The following is a 19,420-nucleotide window of genomic DNA, read 5'->3' on the forward strand; positions in this document are numbered from 1 at the left end:
TGCGACAGCGTTCGCGTGTTGCGGCATGGTCGGGAATGCTCCTGCTTTCCGAGCCGAAAGTGCCACATCGAAACAAAGACCAGGATCGTTGAATTGACGTGAGTTGGGTCCGGGCCTGTATTGGGGCTCAACGAGTTTGACGAGGCTCAGGAGAGGTTTGTCGAACGTCCTCAAGAGTGCAGAGACTTATGGCAAAGCGTGACTATTACGAAGTATTGGGTGTTGAACGAGGCTCAAGCGAGGCAGACCTGAAAAAGGCCTACCGTCGCCTGGCGATGAAACACCACCCGGACCGTAATCCTGATGACAAGGCATCGGAAGAGATGTTCAAGGAGGCCAACGAGGCCTACGAAGTGCTCTCCGACTCCAGCAAGCGTGCGGCGTACGACCAGTATGGCCATGCCGGTGTCGACCCGAGCATGGGTGGCGGCGGTGCCGGTTTCGGCGGTCAGAACTTCTCGGACATCTTTGGTGATGTCTTCAGCGACTTCTTCGGTGGCGGTCGCGGTGGTTCCCGTGGCGGCGCCCAGCGTGGCAGCGACTTGCGCTACACCCTGGAACTGAACCTGGAAGAAGCGGTGCGCGGCACCAGCGTGAATATCCGCGTTCCGACATTGGTCAACTGCAAGCCGTGCGACGGCTCGGGTGCCAAGAAAGGCTCCTCGCCGGTGACCTGCCCGACCTGCGGCGGTATTGGCCAGGTGCGCATGCAACAAGGCTTCTTCTCGGTGCAGCAAACTTGCCCGCGTTGCCATGGCCAGGGCAAGATCATTTCCGACCCTTGCGACTCTTGCCATGGCGAAGGTCGTGTCGAAGAGTACAAGACCCTGTCGGTCAAAGTGCCGGCCGGTGTCGATACCGGTGACCGCATTCGCCTGTCGGGCGAGGGCGAGGCGGGTGCCCAGGGCGGGCCGACCGGCGATCTGTACGTGGTGATCAACGTGCGCGAGCACTCGATCTTCCAGCGTGACGGCAAGCATCTGTTCTGTGAAGTGCCAATCAGCTTCGTCGATGCGGCGCTGGGTGGCGAGCTGGAGATTCCGACCCTTGATGGCCGGGTCAAGCTGAAGATCCCTGAGGGGACTCAGACCGGCAAGCAGTTCCGCGTGCGTGGTAAGGGCGTTGCGCCTGTGCGTGGCGGCGGTGCGGGTGACTTGATGTGCCGGGTGGCAGTCGAGACGCCGGTCAACCTGAGCCGTCGTCAGCGTGAAATGCTGGAGGAGTTCCGCAACTCCCTGGCGGACGACAACAGTCATTCCCCGAAAACCACGGGCTGGTTCGAAGGCGTGAAGCGCTTCTTCGGCGATTTGTAAGGAGACAGGCATGCGACGTATAGCTGTGATGGGCGCCGCCGGGCGCATGGGCAAGACCCTGATCGAAGCCGTGCAGCAGGCACCGGGTGCCGGCCTGACGGCGGCAGTGGATCGTCCTGACAGTACGCTGGTCGGCGCGGACGCCGGTGAGCTGGCGGCTATCGGTCGCATCGGCGTGCCGTTGTCGGGGGATCTGGATCGTGTGGTCGATGAATTCGACGTGCTGATCGACTTCACCCATCCGACGGTGACCCTGAAAAACCTCGCCTTCTGCCGCAAGCACAACAAGGCGATGATCATCGGCACTACCGGCTTCAGTGTTGAAGAGAAGCAGTTGCTGGCAGAGGCGGGCAAGGATATCCCGATCGTCTTCGCAGCCAACTTCAGCGTCGGTGTAAACCTGTGCCTGAAGCTGCTCGACACCGCCGCTCGCGTGCTGGGTGACGATGTCGATATCGAGATCACCGAAGCTCACCATCGGCATAAAGTCGATGCGCCGTCCGGTACGGCCGTGCGCATGGGTGAAGTGATTGCCGATGCCCTGGGTCGCGACCTGAAGAAGGTCGCGGTTTACGGTCGTGAGGGCCAGACCGGTGCTCGCGAGCGCGAGACCATCGGTTTTGCCACGGTACGCGCTGGTGACATCGTGGGTGATCACACCGTACTGTTCGCCGCTGACGGTGAGCGTGTCGAGATCACTCACAAGGCCTCCAGTCGCATGACCTTCGCCAAGGGTGCGGTACGTGCTGCTTTGTGGCTCGACGGACGTGAAGCCGGTCTTTACGACATGCAAGACGTGCTCGACCTGCGTTAACGTGCTCGACCTGCGTTAAGATGCACCCGAAATCGGGCTCGCGCGCAGCGGTTGAGCCCGGTTTTACCCCGCCAAGCGACGTCCTGTCGCATTCTCCAGCCTTTAAGGCTCATTGGCGGTAGACCAAAAATGCCTTTTTCTGTAAGCTACAGCTTTAGTGTGTCCACTAAAAGCGCGCAGAATAATTCAGTGAAGAAGCGGGGTGACGTGTCCATACGTCACTCCGCTTTTTTACAACCTGCGATCGCCCTTTCAGGCTTTATTTACGGGAGGTCTTCTTGACTAAGCCAGCCATACTCGCCCTTGCTGATGGCAGCATTTTTCGCGGCGAAGCCATTGGAGCCGACGGTCAAACCGTTGGTGAGGTGGTGTTCAACACCGCAATGACCGGCTATCAGGAAATCCTTACCGATCCTTCCTACGCCCAACAAATCGTTACCCTGACTTACCCGCACATCGGTAACACCGGCACCACGCCGGAAGACGCCGAATCCAATCGCGTCTGGTCCGCTGGCCTGGTCATCCGTGACCTGCCACTGGTGGCGAGCAACTGGCGTAACACGATGTCCCTGTCCGACTACCTGAAGGCCAACAACGTTGTGGCCATCGCTGGTATCGACACCCGCCGCCTGACGCGCATCCTGCGTGAAAAAGGCGCGCAGAACGGCTGCATCATGGCCGGTGACAACATTTCCGAAGAAGCCGCCATCGCCGCTGCTCAGGGCTTCCCTGGCTTGAAGGGCATGGACCTGGCAAAAGTCGTCAGCACCACTGAGAAATACGAGTGGCGTTCGACTGTCTGGGATCTGAAAACCGACAGCCACGCGACCATCGAAGCCTCCGAGCTTCCATACCATGTGGTCGCCTACGACTACGGCGTCAAGGTGAACATCCTGCGCATGCTGGTCGAGCGTGGTTGCCGCGTGACCGTGGTGCCTGCACAGACGCCTGCCGCCGAAGCGCTGGCCCTGAAGCCGGACGGCGTGTTCCTGTCCAACGGCCCTGGCGATCCGGAGCCTTGCGACTACGCGATCCAGGCGATCAAGGACGTGCTGGAAACCGAAATCCCGGTATTCGGTATCTGCCTCGGTCACCAACTGCTGGCCCTGGCCTCCGGCGCCAAGACCCTGAAAATGGGTCACGGCCACCACGGTGCCAACCACCCTGTTCAGGACCTGGACTCTGGCGTTGTGATGATCACCAGCCAGAACCACGGTTTCGCGGTAGACGAAGCGACCCTGCCTGCCAACGTTCGCGCGATTCACAAATCGCTGTTCGACGGCACCCTGCAAGGTATCGAGCGTACCGACAAGAGCGCCTTCAGCTTCCAGGGTCACCCTGAAGCCAGCCCTGGCCCGAACGACGTAGCACCTCTGTTCGATCGCTTCATCAACGAGATGGCCAAGCGACGCTGATCGCTCGCCTTGATGTTGCAAAGCTTGAGGGCGGTCCCGAGATCGGCGACCCCCTCAAGTCTTCACAGATTGAACAAGACGGCTTGCCGACTGACCTGCGGATTTGAGTGACAAACCCATGCCAAAACGTACAGACATTAAAAGCATCCTGATTCTCGGCGCTGGCCCGATCGTGATCGGCCAGGCCTGCGAATTCGACTACTCCGGCGCCCAGGCCTGCAAAGCCCTGCGCGAAGAGGGCTACCGCGTCATCCTGGTGAACTCCAACCCGGCCACCATCATGACCGACCCGGCCATGGCCGACGCCACCTACATCGAGCCGATCAAGTGGCAGACCGTTGCCAAGATCATCGAGAAAGAGCGTCCAGACGCACTGCTGCCAACCATGGGTGGCCAGACCGCGCTGAACTGCGCCCTGGACCTGGAGCGCGAAGGCGTCCTGGAGAAGTTCGGCGTAGAAATGATCGGTGCCAACGCCGACACCATCGACAAGGCTGAAGACCGTTCGCGCTTCGACAAGGCGATGAAATCCATCGGCCTGGCGTGCCCGCGTTCCGGCATCGCCCACAGCATGGAAGAGGCCAATGCGGTCCTCGAGAAGCTGGGCTTCCCGTGCATTATCCGTCCGTCCTTCACCATGGGCGGCACCGGCGGCGGTATCGCGTACAACCGTGAAGAGTTTGAAGAAATCTGCGCCCGTGGTCTGGACTTGTCGCCGACCAAAGAGCTGCTGATCGACGAATCGCTGATCGGCTGGAAAGAATATGAAATGGAAGTTGTCCGTGACAAAAAGGACAACTGCATCATCGTCTGCTCCATCGAAAACTTTGACCCGATGGGCGTGCACACCGGTGACTCGATCACCGTGGCGCCGGCTCAGACCCTGACCGACAAGGAATACCAGATCCTGCGTAACGCCTCCCTGGCGGTACTGCGTGAGATCGGCGTGGAAACCGGCGGTTCGAACGTGCAGTTCGGCATCTGCCCGAACACCGGCCGCATGGTCGTGATCGAAATGAACCCGCGAGTATCCCGTTCCTCGGCACTGGCTTCGAAAGCCACCGGTTTCCCGATCGCCAAGGTCGCGGCCAAACTGGCTGTGGGCTACACCCTGGACGAACTGTCGAACGACATCACCGGCGGCAAGACCCCGGCGTCCTTCGAGCCGTCCATCGACTACGTCGTCACCAAGCTGCCACGTTTCGCCTTCGAGAAATTCGCCAAGGCTGACGCGCGCCTGACTACTCAGATGAAGTCGGTCGGTGAAGTCATGGCCATCGGCCGTACCTTCCAGGAATCCCTGCAGAAAGCCCTGCGCGGCCTGGAAGTGGGCGTTTGCGGTCTGGACGAGAAGGTTGACCTGAGCAATCCGGAAAGCATGAGCGTCCTCAAGCGCGAGCTGACCGTGCCGGGCGCCGAGCGTATCTGGTACGTGGCGGACGCGATGCGCGCCGGCATGAGCGTTGAAGATATCTTCGGCATGACCATGATCGATCCGTGGTTCCTGGTGCAGATGGAAGATCTGATCAAGGACGAAGAGAAGGTCAAGACCCTGGGGCTGACCAGCATCGATCGCGACCTGATGTTCCGCCTCAAGCGCAAGGGCTTCTCCGACATGCGCCTGGCCAAGCTGCTGGGTGTGACCGAGAAGAGCCTGCGTGCTCACCGTCACAAGTTGGACATCTTCCCGGTCTACAAGCGCGTCGACACCTGCGCCGCCGAGTTCGCCACCGATACCGCATACCTGTACTCGACGTACGAAGAAGAGTGCGAAGCCGCGCCGTCGGGCCGCGACAAGATCATGATCCTGGGTGGCGGTCCTAACCGTATCGGCCAGGGCATCGAGTTCGACTACTGCTGCGTACACGCGGCGCTGGCCCTGCGCGATGACGGTTACGAGACCATCATGGTCAACTGCAACCCGGAAACCGTTTCCACCGACTACGACACCTCCGATCGCCTGTACTTCGAGCCAGTGACCCTGGAAGACGTGCTGGAAATCGTTCGCGTAGAGAAGCCAAAAGGCGTGATCGTCCAGTACGGTGGCCAGACCCCGCTGAAGCTGGCTCGTGCCCTGGAAGCCGCCGGCGTGCCGATCATCGGCACCAGCCCTGACGCCATCGACCGTGCAGAAGACCGCGAGCGCTTCCAGCAAATGGTCCAGCGCCTGAACCTGCGTCAGCCGCCCAACGCCACCGTGCGCAGCGAAGACGAAGCGATTCGTGCCGCCGCGAAAATCGGTTACCCGCTGGTGGTGCGTCCGTCCTATGTACTGGGCGGTCGTGCGATGGAAATCGTCTACGAAGAAGAAGAACTCAAGCGCTACCTGCGTGAAGCGGTTCAAGTGTCCAACGACAGCCCGGTGCTGCTGGACCACTTCCTCAACTGCGCCATCGAAATGGACGTGGATGCGGTCTGCGACGGTAAAGACGTGGTGATCGGCGCGATCATGCAGCACATCGAGCAGGCCGGCGTTCACTCCGGTGACTCCGCGTGCTCGCTGCCGCCGTACTCGCTGCCAGCGCACATCCAGGACGAGATGCGCGAACAGGTCAAGAAAATGGCCCTTGAACTGGGCGTGGTCGGCCTGATGAACGTACAGTTGGCGCTGCAAGGCGAAGACATCTACGTCATCGAAGTCAACCCGCGCGCCTCGCGTACCGTACCGTTCGTGTCCAAGTGCATCGGTGTTTCCCTGGCGATGATCGCAGCGCGAGTAATGGCTGGTAAAACCCTGAAAGAGCTGGGTTTCACCAAGGAAATCATCCCGAACTTCTACAGCGTGAAAGAGGCGGTGTTCCCGTTCGCCAAATTCCCTGGCGTTGACCCGATCCTCGGCCCAGAGATGAAATCGACGGGTGAAGTGATGGGCGTGGGCGACACCTTCGGTGAAGCATTCGCCAAGGCCCAGATGGGCGCCAGCGAAGTGCTGCCGACCGGCGGTACTGCGTTCATCAGCGTGCGTGATGATGACAAGCCACTGGTTGCAGGCGTGGCCCGTGATCTGATCAACTTGGGCTTTGAAGTGGTTGCCACTGCCGGTACTGCCAAGCTGATCGAAGCCGCAGGCCTGAAAGTGCGCCGCGTGAACAAGGTGACCGAAGGGCGTCCGCACGTAGTCGACATGATCAAGAATGACGAAGTCACCCTGATCATCAACACCACCGAAGGCCGTCAGTCGATCGCTGACTCCTATTCCATTCGTCGCAATGCCCTGCAGCACAAGATCTACTGCACCACCACCATTGCTGCTGGCGAAGCGATCTGCGAAGCGCTGAAGTTCGGTCCCGAGAAGACCGTGCGCCGCTTGCAGGATCTACACGCAGGATTGAAGGCATGAGCATAACGAAGTACCCGATGACCGTTCAGGGCGCTCGCGCCCTGGAAGAAGAACATGCTCACCTGACCAAGGTCGTTCGTCCGAAGCTCAGCCAAGACATCGGTACGGCCCGCGAGTTGGGTGACTTGAAGGAAAACGCCGAATACCACGCTGCCCGAGAGCAGCAGGGTATGGTCGAGGCGCGGATTCGTGACATCGAAGGCCGGATTCAGAATCAGGTCATCATCGACGTCACGACCATTCCTCACACTGGCAAGGTTATCTTCGGCACAACCGTCGAAATCGCCAATGTCGAGACTGATGAAAGCGTCACTTACCACATCGTGGGTGAGGATGAGGCTGACTTCAAACTCGGCAAGATTTCGGTCGGCTCACCTTTGGCTCGAGCCTTGATCGGCAAGGAAGAGGGTGATGTGGTCGTCGTCAAAACGCCTGGTGGCGTTATCGAGTACGAGATTGTCGAAGTCCGTCACATCTGAAGCGAGGCGCCCGCTGAATGCGGGCGCCATGCTCTGGCAGCTGGCCCAGATGTTGTGGGTCGGCGGCCTGTGGCTGGTGCATCTCGGTTTGCAGCCGGTGTTGGGTCGAATTGGCCTGGCACCGTTGCTGATCGATGAGATCGCCGGCATGTTCGAGACTGTGGTGGTGGGGTTTGCCGCCGTCTGCGTGATCTTTCAGGCTTTGGTGCTGGTACAGGCCAATGGCCTTGCCAGTCTATGGCGGGATTTTCGTGGGCAGGTGCTGCTGATCGCGTTGTGCGCCTGTGCGATGTTTGTCGTCGTGGGTATCGGCTGGCCGAATGCTCAGCGCTGGCAGGTGTTCAGCTATCTGGTCCTGGGATTTTCGGGGCTGGTACTGGTCATGCAACCGGTGCCCGGATGGAGTGGCAGGGTGCGCGAAGCACACCCTTGACCCTTGTCATCACTTGAAGCGATGGACGTTCGACAGCTGCTTGTTGACGCTGAAGTTCTTGCGGTAAATCAGTGCCATCTTGCCGATGACCTGAACCAGATCCGCTTTGCCAACCTTGCACAGCTCGGCAATGTTTGCCAGGCGCGATTCGCGATCGAGGATGTTGAGCTTGATCTTGATCAGCTCGTGATCCGCCAAAGCGCGTTCAAGTTCGGCTAACACACCTTCAGTCAAACCGTTGTCAGCCACAATCAATACTGGTTTCAGATGGTGGCCAATGGATTTGTACTGTTTCTTCTGCTCTTGAGTGAGCGGCATAATCTGACCCTTTCGTCTGGATTCTGTAAAATGGCGGCCATTTTACCCGAGGGTTCGTGGATCCGCCCAACTAATCACGACCCTTATCATCGAGGTGCCCAATGGCGCGTTCCAAGACAAGCCTTGGTTGGCTGAAAAGACATGTCAATGATCCCTATGTGAAGCAGGCGCAGAAGGATGGCTACCGCTCGCGTGCGAGTTACAAGCTTCTGGAGGTCCAGGAGAAATACAAGCTGATCCGTCCGGGTATGACCGTTGTCGACCTGGGGGCGGCGCCCGGTGGCTGGTCGCAGGTCACTAGCCGGCTGATCGGTGGGCAGGGGCGCCTGATCGCCTCGGACATCCTGGAAATGGACAGCATTCCGGACGTGACTTTCATCCAGGGTGACTTCACCCAGGACGAAGTGCTCGCTCAGATCCTGGACGCCGTGGGTAATTCGCCGGTGGACCTTGTGATTTCCGATATGGCCCCCAATATGAGTGGTACGCCTGCCGTAGATATGCCCAAAGCCATGTTTCTTTGCGAGCTGGCGCTTGATCTGGCGGCCCGGATACTCAAGCCGGGCGGTAATTTCGTGATCAAGGTGTTTCAGGGTGAAGGCTTTGATGCTTACGTGAAGGACGCTCGTCAGAAATTCGACAAGGTCCAGATGATCAAGCCGGACTCCTCCCGTGGCAGTTCCCGCGAGCAATACATGCTGGCTTGGGGCTACCGCGGTCGGAGTGAATAAAGCGAGTTTTTTGCGGGGCGATAGGAATTTCGTATTTCGCCCTGTGGGAAATTGCGAATATTGTGTAGGAAGTGTTTCACAAAGGGTTACAGACGGCGCCTGCCAGAGTTGTAGGTAATGTAGTAAGTTAGGCCGGTGAATATCATGCGAAGCGTGCGCCAACAGCGGCGCTTGCTTCAGAGGGTAGTTAATTGAACGATATGGCAAAGAATCTGATCCTGTGGTTGATCATCGCGGCTGTCCTGGTGACAGTGATGAACAACTTCTCCAGCCCTAACGAGCCGCAGACCCTCAACTATTCCGACTTCATCCAGCAGGTCAAGGATGGCAAGGTCGAGCGCGTGGCGGTTGATGGCTACGTGATTACCGGCAAACGCAACGATGGCGACAGCTTCAAGACCATTCGTCCGGCGATCCAGGACAATGGCCTGATCGGCGACCTCGTGGACAACCATGTCGTGGTCGAAGGCAAGCAGCCTGAACAGCAAAGCATCTGGACCCAGCTCCTGGTCGCGAGCTTCCCGATCCTGGTGATCATCGCCGTGTTCATGTTCTTCATGCGGCAGATGCAGGGCGGTGCCGGTGGCAAGGGCGGGCCGATGAGCTTCGGCAAGAGCAAGGCGCGCCTGCTCTCCGAAGATCAGGTGAAAACCACCCTGGCGGACGTTGCCGGTTGCGACGAAGCCAAGGAAGAAGTCGGTGAACTGGTCGAGTTCCTGCGTGATCCGGGCAAGTTCCAGCGCCTGGGTGGCCGCATTCCTCGCGGTGTGCTGATGGTCGGTCCTCCGGGTACCGGTAAGACCCTGCTGGCCAAGGCGATTGCCGGCGAAGCCAAAGTGCCTTTCTTTACCATTTCCGGTTCCGATTTCGTCGAGATGTTCGTCGGTGTCGGTGCCAGTCGTGTTCGCGATATGTTCGAACAGGCCAAGAAACACGCGCCATGCATCATCTTCATCGATGAAATCGACGCCGTCGGTCGCCACCGTGGTGCTGGCATGGGCGGTGGTCACGACGAACGCGAGCAGACTCTCAACCAGTTGCTGGTGGAGATGGACGGTTTCGAAATGAACGACGGTATCATCGTGATCGCCGCGACCAACCGTCCAGACGTACTGGACCCTGCGCTGCTGCGTCCGGGCCGTTTCGACCGTCAGGTCGTGGTCGGTCTGCCGGATATCCGTGGTCGCGAACAGATTCTCAAGGTCCACATGCGTAAAGTGCCAATGGGTGACGACGTCGCCCCGGCGGTGATCGCTCGTGGTACGCCTGGTTTCTCCGGTGCCGACCTGGCCAACCTGGTCAACGAGGCGTCATTGTTCGCTGCCCGTGCCGGCAAGCGCATCGTCGAAATGAAAGAGTTCGAACTGGCCAAGGACAAGATCATGATGGGCGCCGAGCGCAAATCCATGGTCATGTCCGAGAAAGAGAAGCAGAACACCGCTTATCACGAAGCTGGCCACGCCATTGTCGGCCGCGTCGTGCCTGAGCATGATCCGGTGTACAAGGTCTCGATCATCCCGCGCGGTCGTGCGCTGGGCGTGACCATGTTCCTCCCGGAAGAAGATCGCTACAGCCTGTCCAAGCGCGCGCTGATCAGCCAGATCTGCTCGCTCTACGGTGGTCGTATCGCTGAAGAAATGACCCTGGGCTTCGATGGCGTCACCACCGGTGCGTCCAACGACATCATGCGTGCCAGCCAGATTGCACGGAACATGGTGACCAAGTGGGGTCTTTCCGAAAAACTCGGTCCGCTGATGTACGCTGAAGAGGAAGGTGAAGTGTTCCTCGGTCGCGGCGGCGGTGGCCAGGCTGCAAGTTTCTCCGGTGAGACAGCCAAGCTGATCGACTCCGAGGTGCGCAGCATCATCGACCAGTGCTACGGCACCGCCAAGCAGATCCTCACGGACAACCGTGACAAGCTCGACGCCATGGCCGATGCCCTGATGAAGTATGAAACCATCGATGCCGAGCAGATCGACGACATCATGGCTGGGCGCACACCTCGCGAGCCTCGCGACTGGTCTGGTGGCACCGGTACATCCGGTACGCCTCCAGCAGTTCAGGGTGAACGTCCGGAAACACCTATCGGCGGTCCCGCTGCTGACGTTTAAGGTTTGAAATGACTTTTGTTCAGTCCTCGACCCGGTTGCCTTGCGGCAACCGGGTTCTTGATTTGGCCCAGACGCATGTCATGGGCATTCTCAATGTCACTCCCGACTCTTTCTCCGATGGTGGAAAATTCAGCCAGCTCGATGCGGCGTTGCGCCATGCGCAAGCCATGGTCGCGGCTGGCGCCACATTGATCGATGTCGGCGGCGAGTCCACGCGCCCGGGCGCCAGGGCGGTTTCACCGCTCGAAGAGCTCGAGCGCGTGGCGCCGATCGTCGAGCGGATCCACCGTGAGCTGGATGTAATCATCTCGGTTGATACCTCCACCCCCGCCGTCATGCGCGAAGCGGCGCGACTGGGGGCGGGCCTGATCAACGACGTGCGTTCGTTGCGCCGCGAGGGTGCGCTGGATGCAGCGGCGGCTACCGGCTTGCCCGTTTGCCTGATGCATATGCTCGGTGAGCCGGGTGACATGCAGGACAATCCGCACTACCAGGATGTCACCCAAGAGGTGGGCGATTTTCTTGCCGAGCGCATGGCTCAATGCGCAGCGGTGGGGATTACGGCTGACCGGATCATTCTCGATCCGGGTTTTGGCTTCGCAAAAAACCTGCAGCACAATCTAAGCTTGTTCAAGCACATGGAGGCCTTGCATGCCTTGGGGCGCCCGTTGTTGGTTGGGGTGTCGCGAAAGAGCATGATCGGCCAGGCGTTGAACCGGCCCGTCGGGGAGCGCCTGTATGGCGGCCTTGCCCTCGCGGCGCTGGCATCGCACAAGGGCGCGCGTATATTGCGTGTCCATGACGTAGCTGAAACAGTTGATGTGGTGAAAATGATCACCGCAGTGGAATCAGCCGAATAAGAATATGGAGTACTTATGACTAAAAAATATTTTGGCACCGACGGCATTCGCGGTCGGGTCGGCGTGTATCCGATCACCCCTGACTTCATGCTTAAGCTGGGCTGGGCTGCCGGCATGGCGTTCCGCAAGATGGGCGCGTGCAAGGTGTTGGTCGGCAAGGACACGCGGATTTCCGGGTACATGTTCGAATCGGCACTCGAGGCCGGGCTGACGTCGGCGGGTGCCGACGTGATGCTCCTGGGCCCGATGCCGACGCCGGCCATCGCCTACCTGACGCGTACCTTTCATGCTGAGGCCGGCATCGTGATCAGTGCTTCGCACAATCCCCATGACGACAATGGCATCAAGTTTTTCTCCGGGAAGGGCACCAAGCTTCCCGATGAAATCGAGCACATGATCGAAGAGCTGCTCGACACCCCCATGACCGTGGTTGAGTCGAGCAAGATCGGCAAGGTCTCGCGAATCAACGACGCCTCTGGTCGCTATATCGAATTCTGCAAGAGCAGCGTGCCGACCGGCACCAGCTTCTCCGGTCTGAAAATCGTCATCGACTGCGCCCACGGTGCCACGTACAAGGTGGCGCCGAGCGTGTTCCGCGAGCTGGGCGCCGAGGTCGTGGTCCTGTCCGCGCATCCCAATGGCCTGAACATAAACGACAACTGCGGTTCGACCCACATGGGCCAGCTGCAGGCTGCTGTGTTGGCCGAGCAGGCGGACCTGGGTATCGCGTTCGACGGTGACGGCGATCGGGTACTGATGGTTGATCACACCGGTGCCATCGTCGATGGCGACGAGCTGCTGTACATCATTGCTCGCGATCTGCATGAGCAGGGCAAGCTGCAAGGCGGTGTGGTCGGTACATTGATGAGTAACCTGGGGCTGGAGCTCGCCCTGGCGGACCTGGCGATTCCCTTTGTGCGTGCCAACGTTGGTGACCGTTATGTGATCGCCGATCTGCTGGAGCGCAACTGGCTGGTGGGTGGCGAGAACTCGGGGCATATCGTGTGCTTCAATCACACCACCACCGGTGACGCGATTATCGCTGCGCTGCAGGTACTGATGGCGCTGCAGACTCGTTCACAGGGCCTGGCGGAGGCGCGTCAGGCCTTGCGCAAGTGTCCGCAGGTGTTGATCAATGTGCGTTTCGGTGGCGGTGCAAACCCGCTCGAGCATGCATCGGTCAAGGAAGCCAGCGAGCGTGTCACCCAGGCCATGGCGGGTCGCGGGCGCGTGCTGTTGCGCAAGTCCGGGACAGAGCCGCTGGTGCGTGTAATGGTCGAAGGCGAAGACGAAAAGCAGGTTCGCGCCTACGCCGAAGAGCTGGCAAAACTGGTTACTGAAGTTTCTGCCTGATTTCGGCTTGCCAGCCTCGATTGTGTTGGGTAACATCTGCGCCCACTTTGACCGACGAGGTACAGCATGCGTCGCCCTATGGTAGCTGGTAACTGGAAGATGCACGGTACCCGCGCCAGCGTCGCTGAGCTGATCAACGGCCTACGTGACTTGGCCTTGCCGAGCGGTGTTGAAGTAGCGGTATTCCCGCCTTTGTTGCATATCAGCCAAGTGGTTGATGGCTTGAAAGGAAAGCCGGTTTCGATCGGCGCGCAGAACGCTGCGGTGGAAGCCGGACAAGGCGCACTGACCGGTGAGGTCTCGCCAAGTCAGTTGGTGGATGCAGGTTGTTCCCTGGTACTTGTCGGGCACTCCGAACGCCGCCAGTTAATGGGCGAGCAGGACGAAGTGCTGGTTCGCAAGTTTGCAGCGGCTCAGGCAAGTGGCCTGGTTCCGGTGTTGTGCATAGGGGAGACCCTTGAGCAGCGTGAAGCCGGGAAGACCCTTGAGGTCGTTTCGCAGCAGCTGGGCAGCATCATCGAAGCGTTGGGCGTCGATGTGTTTGCAAAGGCAGTAATCGCTTACGAGCCGGTCTGGGCCATTGGCACCGGGCTGACTGCTTCACCGCAACAGGCGCAGGATGTGCACGCAGCCATTCGCGCGCAGTTGGCGGCAGAGAATTCTGAAGTCGCACAAGGTGTGCGGCTTCTATACGGCGGCAGCGTGAAGGCGGCCAATGCGGTCGAACTGTTCGGCATGCCGGATATCGATGGGGGCCTCATTGGTGGGGCTTCCCTGAATGCAGATGAGTTCGGTGCGATTTGTCGCGCCGCGGGAAACTGAAAAAATGCTGGAAACAGTCGTAGTCGTTTTTCATCTGCTGGGTGCATTGGGCGTAGTAGCTCTGGTTTTGCTGCAGCAGGGTAAGGGTGCGGACGCTGGCGCGTCTTTCGGAGCAGGTGCTTCAAATACTGTGTTCGGAAGCCAAGGTTCCTCTACCTTTCTTAGTAAGTTTACTGCTATACTTGCCGCAGGTTTCTTCATAACCAGCTTAGGGTTAGGTTACTTTGCTAAAGAGAAAGCTCACCAGCTGACTCAAGTAGGTTTGCCAAATCCGGCAGTGTTGGAAGTTCCAAAGCAACAACCGGCTTCTGATGATGTCCCGGTGCTTCAAGAGCAAAAGTCGGCTACTCCAGCGACTGACGTACCTCCAGCTCAAGAGCAGAAGTAAGAAGGGTTTCAAACGTAGTATTGCCGAGGTGGTGGAATTGGTAGACACGCAACCTTGAGGTGGTTGTGCCCATAGGGTGTAGGGGTTCGAGTCCCCTTCTCGGTACCAATTAGTCAGGAGAGCCCGCTGTTGCGGGCTTTCTTGCAGGTGGAAGGTTACATTGACCCCGTCGGGGTTCGGTCGTATACTTCCGCCCCAGCTTTGTCGCGGGGTGGAGCAGTCTGGTAGCTCGTCGGGCTCATAACCCGAAGGTCGTCGGTTCAAATCCGGCCCCCGCAACCAGTTTAAGGAGCCCCTTTTCAGGGGCTTTTTGTTAGCTGGACACTTCCAACGCCGCTGTTCGACGGCGTTTCAAGGATGGGCGCTTCGCCCATTTTTTTATTTTGCATAGCATGCACATACATGCACGAGGGGGTTCAGGTGTCGAGCAAGCTAGAAGAGTTGCAGGCCTTGCTGGCCCCGGTGGTCGTGGCCCTAGGCTATGAATGCTGGGGTATCGAGTTTTCGGCTCAGGGTCGTCACTCGATGTTGCGCGTTTATATTGATAAAGAGGGCGGTGTGCTGGTGGACGATTGTGCCATCGTCAGCCGTCAGATCAGCGGTGTGCTGGATGTTGAAGATCCAATCTCCGTTGAATACACCCTCGAAGTTTCCTCGCCAGGCATGGAACGCCCGCTGTTCACTCTTGAGCAGTTTGCAAAATTTGCCGGTGAACAAGTGAAGATCAAGCTGCGCTCGCCTTTTGAAGGACGACGCAACTTTCAGGGCCTTCTGCGCGGTGTAGAAGAGCAGGACGTCGTGGTGCAGGTAGATGACCATGAGTTCCTGTTGCCGATCGATATGATCGACAAGGCCAACATTATTCCCAGTTTTGACTGAGGCGTGCCAGATACTGCGGATCCCGCGGATCCAATGGCTTGCGAAAGGCGAGGCGTACGATGAGCAAAGAAGTACTGCTGGTTGTTGAGTCGGTATCCAATGAAAAGGGCGTACCGGCTAACGTAATTTTTGAAGCGCTGGAGCTCGCTCTGGCCACGGCTACCAAAAAGCGTTTCGAGGACGAAGTCGATCTGCGTGTGGAAATCAACCGCCACACCGGTGCCTACGAGACTTTTCGTCGCTGGACGGTCGTCGAAGAAGCCGACCTGGACGATCCGGCCATCGAAACCTGGCCGAGCAAGGTTGCTGAAACGCATCCTGGTGCCAAAGTTGGCGATGTCGTCGAAGAGAAGATCGAGTCCATCGAATTCGGCCGTATCGCTGCACAGACTGCCAAGCAAGTCATCGTGCAGAAGGTTCGCGAAGCCGAGCGCGCCCAGGTTGTCGACGCTTACCGCGAGCGCCTGGGTGAAATCATCTCCGGCACCGTGAAAAAAGTTACCCGCGACAACGTGATCGTCGATCTGGGCAACAACGCCGAAGCGTTGCTGGCCCGTGAAGACATCATTTCTCGCGAAACTTTCCGGGTTGGCGTGCGCTTGCGTGCGCTGCTCAAGGAAATCCGCACCGAGAACCGCGGCCCGCAGCTGATCCTGTCGCGTACCGCGCCGGAAATGCTGATCGAGTTGTTCCGCATCGAAGTGCCGGAAATTGCCGAAGGCCTGATCGAAGTGATGGCTGCGTCCCGTGATCCGGGTTCGCGCGCCAAGATCGCCGTACGCTCCAAGGACAAACGCATCGACCCGCAGGGTGCTTGCATCGGTATGCGCGGTTCGCGCGTCCAGGCAGTGTCGGGCGAGTTGGGCGGTGAGCGTGTGGACATCGTCCTGTGGGACGACAACCCGGCTCAGTTCGTGATCAACGCCATGTCCCCGGCCGAGGTTGCGGCAATTATCGTTGACGAAGATGCCCATGCAATGGACATCGCCGTTGGCGCAGACAATCTGGCTCAGGCCATCGGTCGTGGTGGTCAGAACGTGCGTCTGGCCAGCCAGTTGACTGGCTGGACCCTGAACGTGATGACCGAATCGGACATCCAGGCTAAGCAGCAAGCAGAAACCGGCGACATCCTGCGCAACTTCATCGACGAGCTGGAAGTCGACGAAGATCTGGCACAGGTGCTGGTCGATGAAGGCTTTACCAGCCTGGAAGAGATTGCCTACGTACCGCTGGAAGAAATGCTCAACATCGACGGCTTTGACGAAGATACCGTCAACGAGCTTCGCGCTCGTGCCAAGGATCGTTTGTTGACCAAAGCCATCGCTACTGAGGAAAAGCTGGCAGACGCCCATCCGGCCGAAGACCTGCTCTCGCTTGAGGGTATGGACAAGGATTTGGCGATGGAACTGGCGGTGCGCGGCGTAATTACCCGCGAAGACCTGGCCGAGCAGTCTATTGACGACCTGCTCGACATCGACGGCATTGACGATGATCGTGCCGGCAAGTTGATCATGGCCGCCCGAGCCCACTGGTTCGAGTAATTAGGCGCGGCCTGAGGAGAGAAATGCATGACGCAAGTCACGGTGAAACAACTGGCCGATGAGGTCAAAACACCGGTAGAGCGCCTGTTGCAGCAGATGCGTGAGGCAGGTCTGCCGCACACCGCCGCCGAAGAAAGTGTGACTGACAGTGAGAAGCAATCGTTGCTGACTCACTTGAAGAGCAGCCACAAGGCGAAAGTGGAAGAACCACGCAAGATTACGCTGCAGCGTAAAACCACCAGCACCCTGCGTGTTGCTGGCAGCAAGAGCATCAGCGTTGAAGTACGCAAGAAGAAAGTCTTCGTACAGCGCAGCCCGGAAGAAATCGAAGCCGAGCGCAAGCGTGAACTGGATGAACGTCGCGCAGTAGAAAATGCTGCACGTCAGAAGGCTGAAGAAGAAGCCAAGCGTCGCGCCGAAGAAGAAGCGCGTCGCCAGCCAGCTGCTGCGCCGACCGCTCCAGCCCAACCTGTTGCAGCGCCAGCTGCGGTGGCCGAGCCTGTGCGCGAAAGCGCGCCGGTCGTGGCAGCCGCTCCGGCACCTGCAGCCGATACCCGCAAGCGCGACGAGCAGCGTCGTCCGGACAAGCCACGTGCCGACGACAACAATCGTCGCGGTGGCGGCGATGGCGAGCGCAAAAACGCTCCGCATCGTGCTTCGGTCAAGGAAAAGGCGCCTGCGCCACGCGTTGCCCCACGTACTACCGACGAAGAAAGCGATGGCTTCCGTCGTGGTGGTCGCGGCAAGGCCAAGCTGAAGAAGCGCAACGCCCACGGTTTCCAGAGCCCAACCGGCCCTGTCGTGCGCGAAGTGAAGATCGGCGAGACCATCACTGTGGGCGATCTGGCCCAGCAGATGTCGGTCAAGGCTGCTGAAATCATCAAGTTCATGTTCAAACTGGGTACTCCAGCGACCATCAACCAGGTACTGGACCAGGAAACTGCCCAGCTGGTTGCCGAAGAGCTGGGCCACAAAGTGACCCTGGTCAGCGACACCGCCCTGGAAGATTCCCTGGCTGAGTCCCTGAAGTTTGAAGGCGAGGCTGTTTCCCGTGCGCCGGTCGTGACCGTAATGGGCCACGTTGACCACGGTAAGACTTCCCTGCTCGACTACATCCGTCGTGCCAAGGTTGCTGCTGGCGAAGCCGGTGGTATCACCCAGCACATCGGTGCGTACCACGTTGAAACCGACCGTGGCATGGTGACGTTCCTCGACACCCCTGGTCACGCCGCGTTTACCGCGATGCGTGCCCGTGGTGCCAAGGCGACCGACATCGTGATCCTGGTAGTTGCAGCGGACGACGGCGTGATGCCACAGACCATCGAAGCCGTTCAGCATGCTAAAGCTGCTGGCGTTCCTCTGGTGGTTGCAGTGAACAAAATCGACAAGCCGGGCGCCGATCTCGATCGCATCCGTAGCGAACTGTCGGTTCACGGCGTGACCTCCGAAGAGTGGGGTGGTGACACTCCATTCGTACCAGTCTCCGCGAAGATGGGTACCGGTGTTGACGAACTGCTCGAAGCCGTTCTGCTGCAAGCCGAAGTTCTGGAATTGACCGCTACTCCATCGGCTCCTGGCCGTGGCGTTGTGGTTGAATCCCGCCTCGACAAGGGCCGTGGCCCGGTTGCGACCGTCCTGGTTCAAGACGGTACCCTGCGCCAAGGCGACATGGTCCTGGTCGGTTCGAACTACGGCCGTGTACGTGCCATGCTCGACGAGAACGGCAAGCCAATCAAGGAAGCAGGTCCGGCCATCCCTGTCGAGATCCTCGGCCTGGACGGTACCCCGGACGCTGGCGACGAGATGAGCGTGGTTGCCGACGAGAAGAAAGCCCGTGAAGTGGCTCTGTTCCGTCAAGGCAAGTTCCGCGAAGTCAAACTGGCTCGCGCTCACGCCGGCAAGCTGGAAAACATCTTCGAAAACATGGGTCAGGAAGAGAAGAAGACGCTCAACATCGTCCTCAAATCCGACGTCCGTGGTTCGCTGGAAGCGTTGAACGGTGCTCTGAACGGCCTGGGCAACGACGAAGTGCAAGTGCGTGTGGTCGGTGGCGGTGTCGGTGGTATCACCGAATCCGATGCCAACCTGGCACTGGCTTCCAACGCTGTACTGTTCGGCTTCAACGTGCGTGCCGATGCCGGCGCTCGCAAGATCGTCGAGCAGGAAGGTCTGGATATGCGTTACTACAACGTGATCTACGACATCATCGAAGACGTCAAGAAAGCCCTGACCGGTATGCTCGGCAGCGACGTTCGCGAGAACATCCTGGGCATCGCCGAAGTGCGTGACGTGTTCCGTTCGCCGAAGTTTGGCGCGATCGCCGGTTGCATGGTGATCGAAGGTGTTGTTCACCGTAACCGTCCAATCCGTGTACTGCGTGAAGACATCGTTATCTTCGAAGGCGAGCTGGAATCCCTGCGTCGCTTCAAGGATGACGCTTCCGAAGTGCGTGCCGGCATGGAATGCGGTATCGGCGTGAAGAGCTACAACGACGTCAAGGTCGGTGACAAGATCGAAGTCTTCGAGAAGGTCCAGGTTGCTCGCAGCCTCTAACTCGCGCACTTCAAGAGCCGTGATGGCCAGCCGCATGCAATTGCGCGGCGCATCGCCCGGACTCTAAACG

At 59.1% G+C, this 19,420-nt stretch carries 16 protein-coding genes and 2 tRNA genes; 17 read left to right on the top strand and 1 reads right to left on the bottom strand.

The genetic code is table 11. The features are described from left to right. The first annotated feature begins 188 nt into the window (after nucleotides 1-188). From dnaJ to PMI35_RS22105, 6 genes are all read left to right on the top strand, one after another. Nucleotides 189-1,313, top strand: a complete 1,125-nt coding sequence (gene dnaJ, locus PMI35_RS22130; protein ID WP_008057397.1) for a molecular chaperone DnaJ — start codon at nucleotides 189-191, stop codon at nucleotides 1,311-1,313. Between the two features lie 10 nt (nucleotides 1,314-1,323). Further along, the gene (gene dapB / locus PMI35_RS22125; RefSeq protein WP_008057399.1) at nucleotides 1,324-2,127 is read left to right on the top strand and encodes a 4-hydroxy-tetrahydrodipicolinate reductase; all 804 of its coding nucleotides are present in this window, start codon (nucleotides 1,324-1,326) and stop codon (nucleotides 2,125-2,127) included. 278 nt (nucleotides 2,128-2,405) lie between these two features. Then, nucleotides 2,406-3,542: a glutamine-hydrolyzing carbamoyl-phosphate synthase small subunit gene (carA, locus tag PMI35_RS22120; protein WP_008057400.1), complete on the top strand. Its 1,137-nt coding sequence runs from the start codon at nucleotides 2,406-2,408 to the stop codon at nucleotides 3,540-3,542. A 118-nt stretch (nucleotides 3,543-3,660) separates the two neighbouring features. Next, nucleotides 3,661-6,882, top strand: a complete 3,222-nt coding sequence (carB, locus tag PMI35_RS22115; RefSeq protein ID WP_008057401.1) for a carbamoyl-phosphate synthase large subunit — start codon at nucleotides 3,661-3,663, stop codon at nucleotides 6,880-6,882. Between the two features lie 2 nt (nucleotides 6,883-6,884). Further along, nucleotides 6,885-7,361, top strand: a complete 477-nt coding sequence (gene greA, locus PMI35_RS22110; protein ID WP_032831479.1) for a transcription elongation factor GreA — start codon at nucleotides 6,885-6,887, stop codon at nucleotides 7,359-7,361. Between the two features lie 28 nt (nucleotides 7,362-7,389). Then, nucleotides 7,390-7,794 carry a hypothetical protein gene (locus PMI35_RS22105; protein WP_008057405.1) on the top strand — a complete coding sequence of 135 codons (405 nt, stop codon included), beginning with the start codon at nucleotides 7,390-7,392 and terminating at the stop codon, nucleotides 7,792-7,794. Nucleotides 7,795-7,803: 9 nt separating this feature from the next. Here the strand turns inward: PMI35_RS22105 and PMI35_RS22100 are convergent, their stop codons facing one another. Next, entirely contained in the window at nucleotides 7,804-8,112 is a 309-nt protein-coding gene (locus PMI35_RS22100) for a YhbY family RNA-binding protein (RefSeq protein ID WP_008057408.1), read from the bottom strand. A gap of 101 nt (nucleotides 8,113-8,213) precedes the next feature. On the opposite strand from PMI35_RS22100, the gene rlmE reads away from it, so the two are divergent. The 11 genes from rlmE to infB all read left to right on the top strand — a co-directional run bounded on the left by rlmE (nucleotide 8,214) and on the right by infB (nucleotide 19,350). Further along, nucleotides 8,214-8,843 carry a 23S rRNA (uridine(2552)-2'-O)-methyltransferase RlmE gene (rlmE, locus tag PMI35_RS22095; RefSeq protein ID WP_008057410.1) on the top strand — a complete coding sequence of 210 codons (630 nt, stop codon included), beginning with the start codon at nucleotides 8,214-8,216 and terminating at the stop codon, nucleotides 8,841-8,843. A gap of 200 nt (nucleotides 8,844-9,043) precedes the next feature. Continuing rightward, the gene (gene ftsH / locus PMI35_RS22090) at nucleotides 9,044-10,954 is read left to right on the top strand and encodes an ATP-dependent zinc metalloprotease FtsH (protein ID WP_032831476.1); all 1,911 of its coding nucleotides are present in this window, start codon (nucleotides 9,044-9,046) and stop codon (nucleotides 10,952-10,954) included. Between the two features lie 8 nt (nucleotides 10,955-10,962). Then, nucleotides 10,963-11,814, top strand: a complete 852-nt coding sequence (folP, locus tag PMI35_RS22085) for a dihydropteroate synthase (RefSeq protein ID WP_008057413.1) — start codon at nucleotides 10,963-10,965, stop codon at nucleotides 11,812-11,814. 15 nt (nucleotides 11,815-11,829) lie between these two features. Beyond that, entirely contained in the window at nucleotides 11,830-13,167 is a 1,338-nt protein-coding gene (gene glmM, locus PMI35_RS22080) for a phosphoglucosamine mutase (protein WP_008057414.1), read from the top strand. A 66-nt stretch (nucleotides 13,168-13,233) separates the two neighbouring features. Then, nucleotides 13,234-13,989, top strand: coding sequence for a triose-phosphate isomerase (tpiA, locus tag PMI35_RS22075; RefSeq protein WP_008057415.1), 756 nt, complete (start codon nucleotides 13,234-13,236; stop codon nucleotides 13,987-13,989). Nucleotides 13,990-13,993: 4 nt separating this feature from the next. After that, on the top strand, nucleotides 13,994-14,377 hold the full coding sequence (gene secG / locus PMI35_RS0132430; protein WP_017336473.1) for a preprotein translocase subunit SecG: 384 nt from the start codon (nucleotides 13,994-13,996) through the stop codon (nucleotides 14,375-14,377). Between the two features lie 22 nt (nucleotides 14,378-14,399). After that, a tRNA-Leu gene (locus tag PMI35_RS22070) sits at nucleotides 14,400-14,485 on the top strand. Nucleotides 14,486-14,582: 97 nt separating this feature from the next. After that, nucleotides 14,583-14,659: transfer RNA gene (locus PMI35_RS22065), tRNA-Met, on the top strand. 138 nt (nucleotides 14,660-14,797) lie between these two features. After that, nucleotides 14,798-15,256: a ribosome maturation factor RimP gene (gene rimP, locus PMI35_RS22060; RefSeq protein ID WP_007915250.1), complete on the top strand. Its 459-nt coding sequence runs from the start codon at nucleotides 14,798-14,800 to the stop codon at nucleotides 15,254-15,256. Between the two features lie 59 nt (nucleotides 15,257-15,315). Continuing rightward, nucleotides 15,316-16,797: a transcription termination factor NusA gene (nusA, locus tag PMI35_RS22055; protein ID WP_008057419.1), complete on the top strand. Its 1,482-nt coding sequence runs from the start codon at nucleotides 15,316-15,318 to the stop codon at nucleotides 16,795-16,797. Between the two features lie 27 nt (nucleotides 16,798-16,824). After that, complete coding sequence (gene infB, locus PMI35_RS22050) at nucleotides 16,825-19,350, top strand: translation initiation factor IF-2 (RefSeq protein WP_008057427.1); 2,526 nt, start codon at nucleotides 16,825-16,827, stop codon at nucleotides 19,348-19,350. Nucleotides 19,351-19,420: the final 70 nt, after the last annotated feature.

Origin of the sequence: Pseudomonas sp. GM78 (assembly GCF_000282475.1) — a bacterium.
Classification (GTDB): Bacteria; Pseudomonadota; Gammaproteobacteria; order Pseudomonadales; family Pseudomonadaceae; genus Aquipseudomonas.

Coding starts and splice junctions, on each gene's coding strand:
- dapB (WP_008057399.1), top strand. CDS start 1,324: ATGCGACGTATAGCTGTGATGGGCGCCGCCGGGCGCATGGGCAAGACC.
- PMI35_RS22100 (WP_008057408.1), bottom strand. CDS start 8,112: ATGCCGCTCACTCAAGAGCAGAAGAAACAGTACAAATCCATTGGCCAC.
- carB (WP_008057401.1), top strand. CDS start 3,661: ATGCCAAAACGTACAGACATTAAAAGCATCCTGATTCTCGGCGCTGGC.
- secG (WP_017336473.1), top strand. CDS start 13,994: ATGCTGGAAACAGTCGTAGTCGTTTTTCATCTGCTGGGTGCATTGGGC.
- rlmE (WP_008057410.1), top strand. CDS start 8,214: ATGGCGCGTTCCAAGACAAGCCTTGGTTGGCTGAAAAGACATGTCAAT.
- ftsH (WP_032831476.1), top strand. CDS start 9,044: ATGGCAAAGAATCTGATCCTGTGGTTGATCATCGCGGCTGTCCTGGTG.
- PMI35_RS22105 (WP_008057405.1), top strand. CDS start 7,390: ATGCTCTGGCAGCTGGCCCAGATGTTGTGGGTCGGCGGCCTGTGGCTG.
- tpiA (WP_008057415.1), top strand. CDS start 13,234: ATGCGTCGCCCTATGGTAGCTGGTAACTGGAAGATGCACGGTACCCGC.
- infB (WP_008057427.1), top strand. CDS start 16,825: ATGACGCAAGTCACGGTGAAACAACTGGCCGATGAGGTCAAAACACCG.
- glmM (WP_008057414.1), top strand. CDS start 11,830: ATGACTAAAAAATATTTTGGCACCGACGGCATTCGCGGTCGGGTCGGC.
- nusA (WP_008057419.1), top strand. CDS start 15,316: ATGAGCAAAGAAGTACTGCTGGTTGTTGAGTCGGTATCCAATGAAAAG.
- dnaJ (WP_008057397.1), top strand. CDS start 189: ATGGCAAAGCGTGACTATTACGAAGTATTGGGTGTTGAACGAGGCTCA.
- folP (WP_008057413.1), top strand. CDS start 10,963: ATGACTTTTGTTCAGTCCTCGACCCGGTTGCCTTGCGGCAACCGGGTT.